Origin of the sequence: Salinarimonas soli, assembly GCF_008386575.1 — a bacterium.
In the GTDB taxonomy this organism is placed as follows: Bacteria; Pseudomonadota; Alphaproteobacteria; order Rhizobiales; family Beijerinckiaceae; genus Salinarimonas_A; species Salinarimonas_A soli.
The window spans coordinates 1-14050 of the sequence record NZ_VUOA01000062.1 but is presented as its reverse complement, the minus strand read 5'-3'; the positions used below and the strand labels follow the sequence as shown (position 1 = coordinate 14050).

The 14050-nt window shown below is 72.1% G+C and carries 13 protein-coding genes; 10 read left to right on the top strand and 3 right to left on the bottom strand.

The features are described from left to right. The first annotated feature begins 301 nt into the window (after positions 1 to 301). From F0L46_RS25015 to map, 7 genes are all read left to right on the top strand, one after another. Positions 302 to 1297, top strand: coding sequence for a branched-chain amino acid ABC transporter permease (locus F0L46_RS25015; RefSeq protein ID WP_149822335.1), 996 nt, complete (start codon positions 302 to 304; stop codon positions 1295 to 1297). 2 nt (positions 1298 to 1299) lie between these two features. Next, positions 1300 to 2046, top strand: a complete 747-nt coding sequence (locus F0L46_RS25010; RefSeq protein WP_188312145.1) for an ABC transporter ATP-binding protein — start codon at positions 1300 to 1302, stop codon at positions 2044 to 2046. Next, a complete protein-coding gene (locus tag F0L46_RS25005) occupies positions 2039 to 2740 on the top strand; it encodes an ABC transporter ATP-binding protein (RefSeq protein ID WP_149822333.1) in 702 nt (233 codons plus the stop codon). Before F0L46_RS25010 ends, F0L46_RS25005 begins: the two co-directional genes overlap by 8 nt. 343 nt (positions 2741 to 3083) lie before the next feature. Next, positions 3084 to 3950, top strand: a complete 867-nt coding sequence (locus F0L46_RS25000) for an isocitrate lyase/PEP mutase family protein (RefSeq protein WP_149822332.1) — start codon at positions 3084 to 3086, stop codon at positions 3948 to 3950. Continuing rightward, a complete protein-coding gene (locus F0L46_RS24995; RefSeq protein WP_149822331.1) occupies positions 3951 to 4751 on the top strand; it encodes a TrmH family RNA methyltransferase in 801 nt (266 codons plus the stop codon). Positions 4752 to 5101: 350 nt separating this feature from the next. Continuing rightward, complete coding sequence (locus tag F0L46_RS24990; protein ID WP_149822330.1) at positions 5102 to 5866, top strand: extensin-like domain-containing protein; 765 nt, start codon at positions 5102 to 5104, stop codon at positions 5864 to 5866. Between the two features lie 79 nt (positions 5867 to 5945). Continuing rightward, positions 5946 to 6698 (top strand): type I methionyl aminopeptidase, encoded by a 753-nt coding sequence (map, locus tag F0L46_RS24985; RefSeq protein ID WP_149822329.1) that lies wholly within the window; start codon positions 5946 to 5948, stop codon positions 6696 to 6698. Positions 6699 to 6860: 162 nt separating this feature from the next. Here the strand turns inward: map and F0L46_RS24980 are convergent, their stop codons facing one another. Continuing rightward, positions 6861 to 8018, bottom strand: a complete 1158-nt coding sequence (locus tag F0L46_RS24980) for a trans-sulfuration enzyme family protein (protein WP_149822328.1) — start codon at positions 8016 to 8018, stop codon at positions 6861 to 6863. A 62-nt stretch (positions 8019 to 8080) separates the two neighbouring features. Between F0L46_RS24980 and F0L46_RS24975 the strand changes: the two genes are divergently transcribed. Continuing rightward, the gene (locus F0L46_RS24975) at positions 8081 to 8593 is read left to right on the top strand and encodes a TspO/MBR family protein (protein WP_240540155.1); all 513 of its coding nucleotides are present in this window, start codon (positions 8081 to 8083) and stop codon (positions 8591 to 8593) included. Between the two features lie 831 nt (positions 8594 to 9424). Next, positions 9425 to 10282 (top strand): type 1 glutamine amidotransferase, encoded by an 858-nt coding sequence (locus F0L46_RS24965; RefSeq protein WP_149822327.1) that lies wholly within the window; start codon positions 9425 to 9427, stop codon positions 10280 to 10282. Between the two features lie 16 nt (positions 10283 to 10298). On the opposite strand, the gene F0L46_RS24960 is transcribed toward F0L46_RS24965, so the two are convergent. Beyond that, the gene (locus F0L46_RS24960; RefSeq protein WP_240540156.1) at positions 10299 to 10925 is read right to left on the bottom strand and encodes a methyltransferase domain-containing protein; all 627 of its coding nucleotides are present in this window, start codon (positions 10923 to 10925) and stop codon (positions 10299 to 10301) included. A 292-nt stretch (positions 10926 to 11217) separates the two neighbouring features. Between F0L46_RS24960 and F0L46_RS24955 the strand changes: the two genes are divergently transcribed. Beyond that, positions 11218 to 12612, top strand: a complete 1395-nt coding sequence (locus F0L46_RS24955) for an O-antigen ligase family protein (protein WP_149822325.1) — start codon at positions 11218 to 11220, stop codon at positions 12610 to 12612. 55 nt (positions 12613 to 12667) lie between these two features. On the opposite strand, the gene F0L46_RS24950 is transcribed toward F0L46_RS24955, so the two are convergent. After that, positions 12668 to 13648, bottom strand: coding sequence for a glycosyltransferase family 8 protein (locus F0L46_RS24950; RefSeq protein WP_149822324.1), 981 nt, complete (start codon positions 13646 to 13648; stop codon positions 12668 to 12670). Positions 13649 to 14050 lie beyond the last annotated feature (402 nt).

Below are 14050 nucleotides of genomic sequence, written 5' to 3'. Positions count from 1 at the left end.
TCCTTCCTCTTGGTGTAGATGTGGGGCCCCCGGGGCTTGTAGGGAGCATAGGCTGGAGGGGGGAGGAACCCCCCCCTCCCCGGGGGGGGAGAAGGGGCGGGGGTGAGGGTGGCCAGAGGGGGAGGTTCTCTCGACGCCGCCGCTCGTCATGCATGAGCCCAACCCTGCCGTTCGGTCATCGATGGGAGCAGAATGACCAAGTCCATCTCTTAATTGGCCGGGCAGGTGGCGCGAACCCCGCAGCGTGCCACCCTCACCCCCGGCCCCTCTCCCATCCGGGAGAGGGGAGGGAGGCGCGCCCATGACCCCCCGCGACCTCCTCCCCATCGCGATCGTCGTCGGCCTTCTCGCCCTCGTGCCCCTCGCGGTCAGCGCCAACACGGTGCTGAACTTCCTCGTCTTCACCCTCGTCATCGCGCTCGCCGCGCAGGGCTGGAACCTGCTCGCGGGCTATGGCGGCCAGTTCTCGTTCGGGCACGCGGCGTTCTTCGGCACGGGCGCCTACGCGACCGCGCTCCTCCAGGCGGGCTTCGGCCTCAACCCCTATCTGGGCCTCGTGGCCGGGGTCGCGGCGGGGGCTGTCGTCGGGTTCGGCATCGGGTTCTTGAGCTTCCGCTCGGGGCTGCGGGGCTCCTATTTTGCCCTCGTGACGCTTGCCTTCGCCGAGGTGCTGCGCATCCTCGCCAACGCCTCCGCCTTCACCGGGGGCGCGGCGGGCAAGCTCATCCGCCTCGATGTCCGCCCGGAGAACTTCCAGTTCGAGAGCCGGGCCGTGTTCTACTGGATCGCGCTCGCCCTCGTGGCGGGGGTGCTGGTGCTCACCCGCGCCATCGAGCGCTCGCGCTTCGGCGCCCATCTCGTGGCGGTGCGCGAGAACGAGGCGGCGGCACGCGCGCTCGGCGTCGACGTCCTGCGGGTGAAGCTCGCCACCATGACCCTGTCGGCGGCCGTGACCGCGGCGGCGGGCTGCTTCTACGCGCAATATTTCCTCTATATCGACGCCAACATCGCCTACGGGGCCTGGATCTCGGTCGAGGCGCTGCTCGCCCCCATCATCGGCGGCCTCGGCACGATGTTCGGGCCCCTCGTGGGGGCGGTGGCGCTGCACGGCCTGTCGGAGCTCACCAAGGGCTATACGGGCGGCCTGCCGGGGATCGACCTCGTGATCTTCGGCGTGCTGCTCATCGTCATGGTGGCCTTCGCGCCCGACGGCGCCATGGGCCTCTTGCGCCGCCTGCGCGGCCGCTTGCGCCGTCCCGCGGCCGCGCCCCGCTCCGCCCCGGAGGCCTTGCCATGAGCCTGCTGCAGGTGGAGGGCGCGACGAAGCGCTTCGGCGGCCTCGTCGCCGTCGACGGGGCGAGCCTCGACGTGGCGGAGGGCTCGATCACGGGGCTCATCGGCCCCAACGGCGCGGGCAAGACCACGTTGTTCACCCTCATCGCGGGCTTCGAGCGCCTCACCGCCGGGCGGGTCACCTTCCAGGGCGCCGACGTCACGGCGCACGAGGCGCATGTGCGGGCCCGCGCCGGCATCGCCCGCACCTTCCAGATCGTGCAGCCCTTCGCCTCGCTCACCGTCTGCGAGAACGTGGCGGTGGGCGCCTATCTGCGCCACCGCTCCCGCGCCGACGCCATGGCCCATGCCGAGCGCGTCGCCCGGCAGGTGGGATTGGGGCCCATGCTCGACCAGCCGGCAGGGAGCCTCACGGTGGCGGGCCGCAAGCGCCTGGAGCTCGCCCGGGCGCTCGCCACCGACCCGCGGCTCCTCCTCCTCGACGAGGTGCTGGCGGGCCTCAACCCCTCCGAGATTCGCGACATGATCCCCGTCATCCGTGCCATCCGCGACGGGGGCGTCACGATCCTCATCGTCGAGCACGTCATGCAGGCGGTGATGAGCCTGTGCGAGCGCATCTTCGTCCTCGCGCAGGGCCGCGTCATCGCCACCGGCACCCCCGCCGAGATCGCCCGCGACCCGGCCGTCGTCGAGGCCTATCTCGGGCACGGCGCCGCGGCGCGCCTGCAGGCCCGGAGCGCCGGGCATGCTTGAGGTCAGGGATCTCGTCGCGGGCTATGGCGGGGTGCCGATCCTGCGCGGCGTGTCGCTGGAGGTGGGCGCCCGCGAGGTCGTGGCGGTGCTCGGCGCCAACGGGGTCGGCAAGACCACCCTCAACAAGGCGCTGTCGGGCCTCGTGCGGCCGATGAGCGGCGAGATCCGCTTCGAGGGCCGGCGCATCGACGGGGCGTCCGCCGCCTCGATCGTGGCGGCGGGCCTCATCCACGTGCCCGAGGGCCGCAAGATCTTCCCCAATTTGAGCGTGCGCGAGAACCTGGAGCTCGGCAGCTACCGCCGCGCCAAGCCGAACCGCGCCGCCAACCTGGACCGGGTCTTCGCCACCTTCCCCCGCCTCAAGGAACGCGAGCGCCAGTTCGCCGGCACCCTGTCGGGCGGCGAGCAGCAGATGCTCGCCATCGGTCGGGGCCTGATGGGCGAGCCCCGCCTCGTCATCCTCGACGAGCCGAGCCTCGGCCTTTCGCCGCTCCTCGTGGAGGAGCTCTTCACCCTCATCCGCCGCATCGCCGCCGACGGCCCCGCCGTCATGCTCGTGGAGCAGAACGTCGTCCAGTCCCTGGAGCTCGCGGGCCGCGCCTACGTGATCGAGAACGGCCACGTGGTGATGGAGGGCCCAGCCGAGCGCCTGAAGGGCGATGCGGCGCTGGAGAAGGCGTATCTGGGGCTATGACCGGAGACACGCGACCGATCCCCCCTCTCCCATTGGGAGAGGGGCCGGGGCTGAGGGGGTACGACGCCGATCCAGCGATCTCCCACCCCAAGCCTCCAACCCTCCCCTTCATACGGGGGCGGCCCGCGGGGTCGTCCCAAGGCACGCTCCGGGAGCCGTCACCCGACCCCAACCGGGCGTCTCCCCGGCGTTCCCATCCCTGGATCTCGTCCTTCGCGACGCGCCATCTTGGCGCTCCTGGAGGTGAGGGTTCGGGCTGGGATCGGCGGGGCGGGAGATCGCTGGTCTGCCGTCGTACCCCCTCACCCCNNGGAGAGGGGAGTTTCGCTCTCCTGAGGCCCCCATGTCGCTTCGCGAACGCCTGACCCGTCCCGGCATCCTCGTCGCGCCCGGCTGCTACGACGCGCTCACCGCCTCCCTGGTGGAGGAGGCGGGGTTCGAGGCGGCCTATGTGTCGGGGGCGGGGATCGCCTATACCCGGCTCGGCCGGCCCGACATCGGCCTCGTCTCCATGGCGGAGGTGGCCGACACCGTGTCGCTGATCCGCGACCGGGTGGGCGTCCATCTCGTGGTCGACGCCGACACGGGCTACGGCAACGCGCTCAACGTCCAGCGCACCATGCGGATGTTCGAGCGCGCGGGGGCGAGCGCGATCCAGCTCGAGGACCAGACCTATCCGAAGCGCTGCGGGCACCTCGCCGACAAGGGCGTGATCCCTGCCGCCGAGATGACGGGCAAGATCAAGGCAGCCCTCGACGCGCGCACCCGCGACACCCTCGTCATCGCCCGCACCGACGCCGCCGCCGTGGAAGGGTTCGAGCGCGCCATCGAGCGCGCGCGCCTCTATGCCGAGGCCGGCGCCGACCTCCTCTTCGTGGAGGCCCCGAAGACCCGCGACGAGCTGAAAACCGTGGCGGACGCCCTCCAGGGCACCGTGCCGCTCATGGCCAACATGGTGGAGGGCGGGCGCACCCCGCTCACCGGCGCGTCGGAGCTGGACACGCTTGGCTTCTCCCTCGTGATCTTCCCCGGCGCCATCGTGCGCGTCGTGGCCCGCGCCGCGCAGGACTTCTACCGCACCCTGCATGTGCACGGCACCTCCGCCCCCTTCGCCAGCCGGATGTTCGATTTCGACGCCCTCAACGCCGTGATCGGGACCCCCGAGATGCTGGCCCTCGGCCGGGCCTACGAGCCCGACGGCGAGCCCTGAATGCCAGTCGTCGCGATCGACGATCCGGACGACCCGCGCCTTGCCCCCTACCGGGCGGTGCGCGAGCGCGACCTCGTCGGCCGCCAGGGCCTGTTCATGGCCGAGGGCGAGGTGGTGCTGCGCCTGCTGGTCCGGCGCGGGCGCTTCCCCCTGCAATCGCTGCTCGTGAGCGAGCGCCGCCTGGAGGCCTTAGGCGACCTCGTGGCGGACCTGCCCGCCGACTGTCCCGTCTATGCGGTCTCGCAGGCCGTGATGGACGGCGTCGCGGGCTTCTCCATCCACCGGGGCGTGCTCGGCGTCGGGGTGCGGGGCGAGGAGCCCTCCCTCGACGCGCTTTTGGAGGGCCTGCCCCCGCGCGCCCTCGTGGCGGGGCTGGTGGGCATCGCGAACCACGACAATGTCGGCGGCATCTTCCGTAACGCCGCCGCCTTCGGGGCCGACGCGGTGCTCGTCGATCCCGCCACCTGCGATCCGCTCTACCGCAAGGCGATCCGCGTCTCCGTCGGCGCCGCCCTCGTGACGCCCTTCGCCCGCGCCGCCTCCCCCGACGCGCTGCTGGAAGGCCTCGCCCGCCACGGCTTCACGATCCTGGCGCTCAGCCCCGGGGGACGGCGGAGCCTCTCCGAGGTGCGCCGCACGGCGCGGATGGGGGTGCTGCTCGGCACCGAGGGGCCGGGCCTGCCCGACGCCATCCTGGGCCGCGTCGAGACCGTGCGCATCCCCATGACGGGCGATTTCGACAGCCTCAACGTCGCCACCACGAGCGGCATCGTGCTGCATCATCTGGCGATGCAGGCCTGACCGGAGCGGGTCGCCGATCCCACGCTCCACCCTCGTCCCCGCCTTCGCGGGGGCAGGCTCTGAGAGGCTGGTCCATTGGGGGGCCTCCCTCCCCCTCGTCCTGAGGCGCCCCGCAACGCGGGGCCTCGAAGGGCGGTCCAGGGATCTCCCTCCGGCTGTGGCGAGGTGGTGCGTGCTTCGAGACGCGCTCGACGAGCGCTCCTCAGCATGAGGGGGTAGGGAGACCACTGGTGTCAGGTGGTACCCCCTCACCCCCGGCCCCTCTCCCCCTGGGAGAGGGGGGCGCCCCGGACGCCATCGGGCAAGCCCCGACCGGAACGCCGGCCCTAGGGCCACGTTTAAAACCCGTGATGCCCCCGTCCGCCCGCCTCCTGGCCGCTCTGGCCGGCGCCGTCCTGGCCGCGACGCCGCTTGCGGCGGCGCCTCGACCCGTGGAGCATCCCGCGCCCCCCGCCCGCCCCGCCGACCTGCCGGGAGCCGCCGGGGACACCCCCGAGCCCCGGGCCGAGGCCTATGGCCCGCCGTTGCCGCCGGGCTTCGCGTCACCCGCACCCAAGGCCGCCGCGGATCCGTCCGGGCCCTGCCTCGACCGGCTCAAGGCGCTCGGCGTCGTCTTCGAGACCCGGCCGGCCATCGCGGCCGGGGCCTGCGGCACGGGGGAGGCCGAGCCCCTGCGGGTCACGGCGCTCTCGTCCTCCCTGTCGCTCTCCGCCCCCTCCACCATGGTCTGCCCCATGGCCGAGGCCCTGGCGCGCTGGGCGGCAGAGGCCGTGGCGCCAGCCGCCCGGGAGCATCTCGACGCCGCGCCGAAGCGCCTCGCCATCGGCACGTCCTACGAATGCCGCGGCCAGAACCGCCAGAGCGGGGCGAAGCTCAGCGAGCACGCCTTCGCCAACGCCGTCGACGTGATGGCCTTCGAGTTCGAGGGCAAGCCCGCCCTGACCGTGACCTTCCACCCGGACGGCAGCCCGAACCGCCGCTTCCAGGACGCCGTGCGCTCCCGCGCCTGCGACTACTTCGCAACCGTTCTCGGCCCGGGCTCCGACGCCTCCCACGCCGACCACCTCCACCTCGACCTGCGCGCCAGGAAGCGGGGCTTCAAGCTCTGCCAATAGGCCTCGCATTGCCGGGGCGGGGGCTTCGTGGTTCGATGCTGCCCGGCCGGGCACCCCGGCGGTGAGCGGGGAACGCGGCATGACGGTGTCGAGCGAGGACGAGCTGGCGGGGCTCAAGGCGATCGGGCGCATCGTCGCCGACGCGCTGGAGGCCATGGGCCGGGCCATCGAGCCCGGCGTGACCACCCTGGAGCTCGACCGCCTCGGGCGGGGCTTCCTGGAGGCCGCCGGCGCCAGGCCCGCGCCCGAGATGCTCTACGCCTTTCCCGGCGCCACCTGCATCAGCGTCAACGAGGAGATCGCGCACGGCATCCCGGGCGCCCGCCGGATCGCGCCGGGCGACCTCGTCAACATCGACGTCTCGGCCGAGAAGGGGGGCTATTTCGCCGATACCGGCGCCTCCTTCGCCGTGCCGCCCGTGACGCGCGCCGTCGAGCGGCTGTGCCGCGACGGGCGCCGGGCGATGTGGACGGGGCTTCGCCAGGTGGGGGCCGGCAAGCCGATCGCCGGCATCGGCCGGGCGGTCGGCGCCTTCGCGCGCAAGAACGGCTACACGCTCGTGCGCAACCTCGCGAGCCACGGGGTCGGCCTCTCGCTGCACGAGGAGCCCACCGAGATCGCGACCTGGCCCGACGCCGCCGAGCGCCGGATCATGACGGAGGGCCTGGTCTTCACCGTCGAGCCCTTCCTGTCGCTCGGCGCGGATTTCGCCGAGAGCGGCGACGACCCCTGGACCCTCTACAGCGAGCCCCGGGCGCTCACAGTGCAGTACGAGCACACGGTCGTCGCGACCCGCAACGGCCCCCTCGTCCTCACCATGCCGGGGCATTAGGGGCGCTGCCCTCCCCACGCCCCTCATGCTGAGGAGCCCGCGCAGCGGGCGTCTCGAAGCACGCAGGACGCTTGCCACAGCCGTCCGGAGATCCCTGGATCGCCCTTCGAGGCCCGCCTGCGGCGGGCGCCTCAGGACGAGGTTGGCGAGTAGACCAACCCCTCAGGCGTGCGCCGCCCGCAGGGCCTCGTCGAGGTCGGTGAAGAGGTCGTCCGGATCCTCGATGCCCGCCGAGAGGCGCAGGAGATCCGGCGGGCAGGGCGTGCCGGCGCCCTCGATGGAGGCGCGGTGCTCGATGAGGCTCTCCACCCCGCCAAGCGAGGTCGCGCGCTTCCACAGGCCCACCCGGGCGGCCGCCGCGATCGCCGCCGCCTCGCCTCCGGAGACCTGGATCGAGAGCATGTAGCCGAAGCCGCCCTCCATCTGGCGCGCCGCGACGTCGTGGCCCGGATGCTGCGGCAGCCCCGGATAGAGCACCCGCGCCACATGCGCATGCCCCGACAGGCGCTCGGCGAGCGCCTGCGCCGTGCGGGCCTGGGCCGCGGCGCGCAGCGGCAGGGTGCGCAGGCCCCGCAGGAGCAGGAAGGCCTCGAACGGGCCGAGGATCGCCCCGCCCGCCTTGCGGATCGACACGATCCGGGCCCAGAATTCGTCCTGGACGCGGCCGGCGAGGGCGCCTGCCACCACGTCCGTGTGGCCGTTGAGGATCTTCGTCGCCGCGTGCATCACCACGTCGGCGCCGAGCGACAGGGGACGGGTGTGGATCGGCGAGGCGCAGGTGGAGTCCACCGCGAGCCGCGCGCCTGCCGCATGCGCGATCTCGGCGGCGGCCGCGATGTCGGTGATCGTCCAGAGCGGGTTCGAGGGCGTCTCCAGCCAGACGAGCTTCGTGCGCCCCGGCCGCACGGCGGCCCGAAGCGCGTCGAGGTCGTCCGTCTCGACGAAATCCACCTCCAGGCCCCAGCGGGTCGCCTCCGTCATGAGCCAGCTGCGCAGGGCCCAGTACATGACCCTGGGCGCCACGACGTGGTCGCCCGGCGAGAGCGCCATGAACACGGCGGTGGCGGCGGCCATGCCGGAGCCGAAGAGCAGCGCCGAGGGCGCCTCCTCCAGCATGGCGATGACCGCCTCGGCCTCGCGCACGGTCGCGTTGTCGGGGCGGCCATAGACGTAGCCCGAGGAATAGGCGTTGTCGGGGTCGCGCAGATAGGTGGTGGAGACGTGGATCGGCGGCACCACCGCGCGGGTGGCCGGATCGGTCGTTCCCATGGCCTGCGCGGCGAGCGTCCGCTTCGTCCAACGGGCGGGGGGCGTCGACATCTGAACTCTCCGAACTATCTGTGAGGCGTGTTCAATCAGAGACCAGGCCGGCGGGAAAGCCCATGACCCATGTCAGCACACCTGCCATGCGCAAAATAAAGCCCTCGGTGCCCCGCCGCGTGGCGCTCGCCGTCGGGCCGGTGATCCTCGCCTCGCTGCTCGGCGGCCTCGTGACGCGCGCGAACCTCGCGGGCTGGTACGCGGCCCTCGTCCGCCCGTCCTTCAACCCGCCCAACTGGGTCTTCGGCCCCGTCTGGACCGTGCTCTTCGCCATGATCGCGATCGCGGCCTACCGGATCCTCTCGGTGCCGCCGGGCACGCCGGGCCGGGCGGGGGCGCTGCGCGCCTACGCGCTCCAGCTCGGGCTCAACACCGCCTGGTCCTTCGCCTTCTTCGGGCTCAACAGCCCCGCGGCGGGGTTCGTCGTCATCCTGCCGCTGCTCGCCTCGATCCTGCTCACCATCCGCCTGTTCCGCCCCCTCGACGCCCCCGCGGCGTGGCTCCTCGTGCCCTACGCCGCCTGGGTCGGCTACGCGACGGTGCTCAACGGGGCGCTCTGGTGGCTGAACCGGTGACGGGCTGAGGCGGACGGACGAGCGCTCCAAACCTCCTAATGCCCCGGCAGCCCAAAGGGCCGTCTCGAAGCACGCATGAGCCGACCACAGCTACCGGAGGCCCTTGTTCCGGGGTGACTCCGCCCTCCCATGGGGAGAGGGGCCGGGGGTGAGGCGTTACCACGCCGACCCAGCGGTCTCCCCTCATGCTGAGGAGGCCTACGAAGCAGGTCGTCTCGAAGCACGCACCACACTTCCGCAGCCGTCCGGAGATCCCTGGAGCGCCCTTCGAGGCTCGCTCCGCTCGCACCTCAGGACGAGGGTGAAGGGTGGGTCGAACTCATGGGCCAGCCTCTGAGGTACCCTGCGTCAGCCCGGCCTCGAAGGGTGTTCCAGGGATGTCAGGATGGCTGTGGCGAGGTGCTGCGTGCTTCGAGACGCCTGCTGGCGCACGCTCCTGAGCATGAGGGGGGACAGGCGTAAGCGCTTCCGGGCCAGCTTCTGAAATCGGCCCGCATCGCGAAAGCGATCCAGGCCGGAATTCCCGGTGCGATCGTCTCGGCCGACCCGGCGTCGAAAACCGTCGAGGTGACCGGCACCCATGACCGCAAGGCGGTGCGGGTTCTCATCGCCGGCGCGGGCTACACGCCGACCGACGCCGCCCACCCCTAATCCGGCGCGGGATGCGGGAGGGCAGGCTTGAACCCGGAACCCGGGGCCGCCCTCCCACGTTCAGAGCCCTCCCCGCCCCTGGACCGCCCTGGACATGGCCTTGCCCGACCACGCCGCCGACGCGGCAGCCCATACGCCCAGCCTCGAGCGCCGCGGGGCCTCCCTGGCATGAGCGCGCCCATGCGCTTTCTCGTCGCCGAGAGCGAGCCGCGGCAAGCGCGCGAGGCGCGCCGCGAGAGCGTCGGCCGCTCCTCGGGCGAAACCTATCTCAAGGTTCTGGAGGCCCTCGTCCCCGGCGCCCGCTGCACCCGCGTGAAGCCCGCCGACGCGGGCGCCGAGCTGCCGAGCGGAGAGGCGCTCGCGGGCTACGATGCCGTGTTCCTCACCGGATCGCCGCTGCACCTCTACCAAGAGACCCCCGAGACCCGGCGCGAGGTCGGCTTCATGCAGGCGGTCTTCGCCTCCGGCACCCCTTCGTTCGGGTCCTGCGCGGGGCTCCAGCTCGCGACGGTCGCGGCCGGCGGCCGGGTTCGCCCGGGCGCCCGGGGCCGGGAGGCGGGGTTCGCGCGCCGCATCACCCCCACCGATTCAGGGGCCGGCCACCCCCTCCTGCGCGGCCGGCCGTCGCCCTACGATGCGCCCGCCGTGCACACGGACGAGGTCGAGGCGCTGCCGCCCGGAGCCGTCCTGCTGGCCGCGAACCGGCTGACCAGGGTTCAGGCGGCGGAGATCCGGCACGGCGCCGGCCTGTTCTGGGGCGTGCAGTACCACCCCGAGATCAGCCTCGCGGAGGTCGCCGGCGCCTTGCGCCGGCAGGCCGACGACCTGATCCAGGACGGTCTCGCCCGCTCCGGGGAGGACGTCGAGACCTATGCGGCTCAGGTCGAGGCCCTGCACCGCGAGCCCGACCGGCGCGACCTCGCCTGGCGCCTCGGCCTCGACGAGGAGGTGACGGACGTGCGGCGGCGCACCGCCGAGCTGCGCAATTTCATCGAGCACCTCGTGGGCCCGACGCGGTCGGAACGCGGGCGGGGGTGATCAGCCGCCGCGTCGCCTACCCCCGACCGATCACGGCCCAGAGCGGATCCCCGCCGCCGCCCCGGCGGATGAGGAGCCTCATCTCCACGCCCGTGAAGCCGGCGCGGTCGAGATAGAGCCCCACGAGCCGGGCCTGATCGTCGCCCGTGAGCGCCTGCCAGATGGCGACGGCCTTCGTCGGGAAGCAGCGGTTCGAGAAGGTGACCGCGAATGGCGCTCCCGCCGCGAGCACCCGCCGCACCTCCCGGAACACGTCCACGGGCGCCTGCAGATACTGCACGGAGACGCAGCAGCCGGCCGCATCCATGCTCCCGTCCGCGAGCGGCAGGGCGGGATCGGCGTTGAGATCCTGCACGAAGGAGCGCGTCAGCCGCGGATTGGCGGCAAGCTCGCTCGCGTTCAGGCCGTGGCCGACGACCTCGCGATAGGCGATCTCGGGGGGCAGATGGCTCACCCAGCTCGACATCAGGTCGAGCACCGCGCCGCCCGGCGGGAACAGGCCGCGATAGAGCGCCGTCACGGCCGCGATCGCCGCGTCGTCGATATGGGTGACGAAGCGCGGCTGCGCGTAGAAGCGCGTATCGGGCGACGGATCGACCTTGGCGAAGGCGTCGGGCGGGAGCTCGGGCAGGTCGGTGGCGATGGGGGGCTCCCAGGGCTGTCGTGCGGGTTGGGAGGAGAACGCCCGGGCCGCGCCCGAGAGCGGCCGAGCGTATCGTCGCAGGTCCCGCCGCGAGAGATCCGGCCTCTCCGGCAGGGAACGTTTCGGGCTCGACGGCGTTTGTACGAGCCGCCAAGATGGCGATCCGACCCGTGTTGCGTAGCCCTGCTCCCATGACGCTCCACAGCCAACGTTTCGGTGCCGCCGCCGGCACGAGCGCCCCCGCGGCCACGCGCTCCGGCCGCCGTCGCCGCGCCCAGACGGGCCGCCCGGCATGAGAACGATCGCGCACCCAGGCTTCCCGCACCATCGCCGCGCGCCGTTGCGCCCCTATGGCGCCAGGCAGGAGCGCGGCCACATCCGCGTCTCGTACGCGTTCGCCGAGAACGCCTTCGCGATCGGCGCCTGCTTCGTCTTCGGCAGCGGCGTGCTTCAGGCCTTAGGGACCCCCGGCGGTGAGATGGCCAGCCAGGCCGCCGGCACCCCGGCGTGGGTCCAGGGCGCCTTCCTGGCGATCTATGGCTGCGCCCTGGCGCTTCTCGCCGCGCGGGCGCGCCAGGCGGCGGACGCCATCGCGGCCGCTCCCCTCGTCCTGATCCTGGCGGTGTTCCCGCTTCTCTCCATAGGCTGGTCGGCAAGCTCCGACGAGACCCTGCGGCGGGGCGTGGCCCTGTTCGGGACGAGCGTGTTCGGCATCTATCTCGGCAGCCGCTTCACCATCGAGGCCCTCACCCGCATCCTCGCGGTGACCTATGCCCTCATCGGCTTCGCATCGCTCATCACGGCGGTGGCCGTGCCCTCGATCGGCACCCATACGGGCGCCGAATGGCCCGGAGCCTGGAAGGGCCTGCTGGGGCACAAGAACGGCCTGGGCGCCACGGCCGCCATCGGCACGATCCTCATCATCTACGGCCTGCCGAGCGTCCGCGGCCTGACCCGGCTCATGCTGCTGGCGGCGATCCCCGTGCTTCTGCTGCTCCTCGCGAAGGCGATGTCGACCACGGGCGTCCTCACCTTCGTCGCCATGCTGGCCATGCTCGCCTGGACCCGCATCGCCCAGATCGGGCCGTGGGTCGCGGGGCTCGCCGCCATGACCGGCCTCGTCTTCGTGATCCTGCTGCTCCTGCCCTACATCACGGGCGACGGCCTGGGCGAGCTGTGGGCCCAGTTCGGCAAGAGCGGCGACATCTCGGGCCGCCTTCCGATCTGGGCGCTCTCCTGGGAGAGCGTCAACCAAGCCCCCTGGCTCGGCTACGGCTACGAGGCGTTCTGGATCCCGACCACGAACGCCGTGAAGCGGATCCACCAGGTCCTGTTCTTCCTGCCCTTCTACTCGCATAACGGGCTCTTGGAGACACTGCTCAACGGCGGCATCGTGCTCGTGGTGCTCGTGAGCCTCGTGTTCCTGAGCATCCTGGTGCGAGGCCTGATCCTGCTGTTCCACGACCGATCCAGCTTCCCGTGCTCGTTCCCGGTCGTGTTCACCCTGTTCTTCGCGCTAAGCAACATCACGGAATCGAGCATCCTGGCCCGCAACAGCCTGAACTGGATCCTGTTCTGCGCCCTGGCCGTGATCGTGGGCAAGCGCATCCGTCTGCGGGTCCGCACCAGCCATGAGGAGCCCGCTCCGGCGCCCCGCTACCCTCGCCCGATGCCCCGGCGGGCCTGAGCCAGAGGGCCCCCGCCGCTGGCCGTTCCCGGCCGCGGCAGCGGGGGTTTAAGCGTCACGTCCCGACCGGGAGGGTGGCGGCCATCGCGGCGGCGGCGCGAAACGCCATCTGCCCCGCCCCGAGACCGAAGCCCCAGGCCTGGCCCAAGCCCCCGAACCAGCCGCTGCGGGCCGCGGCGGCGAGGAATCCGCCCGCCTTGCGCCCACGATAGCGCACCTGCCAGGGCTTGCGCGGACCGGTATAGTGCAGGATGGTCGGGGCAGACAGGAGCGCCCGCTGCTGGCGCCGCCGCTCGCGCGGGCTCCAGCGCCTGTGGCCGAAATCGGCGACGGTGTGGAGCTGGACGTTGTAGCTCGGGTCGAGCGCCCCCCAGTCCCCCGCGATCGCGGCGTTGAGGGCGTCCTGGTCGCCGAAGCTGATCTTGTCCGGATGCCGCCCGAGCACCTCCAGGGTGCGCTCGACGATGGACAGCTCCCGCCAGAGCGGAACGTCGATGAGCATGACGCCCGAGTTGAAGTAGGGCGCGGCCCCGTCGAGCCCGAGGGCCGAGACGAGGCCCGGAATCGCGGCGTCCAGGGTGGGGTCGCTGAAATTCTCCACCGCCATCACCGGATGGCCGTTCATGCCGAGGCTCCAGAGCGGCGACAGGTCCCGGGAGACCACCACGTCGCCGTCGATGTAGAGGACCCGCTCGAACTCGGCCGGCAGGAGGCTCGGGATGAGCAGGCGCAGATACATGGCCGGGCTGTGCCAGTGCGAGGTGGGCAGCCCCGAGAAGCTGCTCTGGTCGGCCCGGAGCCACCCCACCTCGACGTGGGGATGGGCGCCCCGCAGCGCCGCCGTGGCGCGGGCCTGGTGCCCGGGATCGATCTCGTGGCCGATCACGAAGACCTTGACCGCGCGGGTCTGGTCGAGGGCCGTCAGGGCGGAGTGAAGCGCGACCGTCATGGGAAGGGCATAGCCTGCGTCCCCAGCGGTCACGATGACGATGGGGTGCTCCTTGCGGCCCCCCGAAAGCTGATCAGGGTGTCTCATCGTGCGATCTCGAAACAGGTTGCTCGACCGGCCTTGCTGCCGGCGCGGCTCGGCGGGAGATCGTGACGAGGGCTAGGGGGGCGAGATCGGAAGGCAGCGCTGGCCGTTGCGGCTCACGATGCCGGAGGGCATGGGGCGGCGCAGGACACGCGCCGGACAGGCCAACGAACGAAGAAACAGACGAGGCTGCCAGGCATGGGCCCAGTCCTGCACGTACCAACCAACCTGGCTCGGCACCAACACACCTCCACGCAGCTATAAACCAAACGTTGCCGCTGCGGCAGGGTTCCCTCGGTGCGATTCGGGTGCGATCAAGGGGATCAGGCGCGTCCCGTCGTGGCCTCGGCGACCGATATTCTCCTGGCGCGCCATTGTGTGAGGGTTGATCGTGCGCCGCCGAGG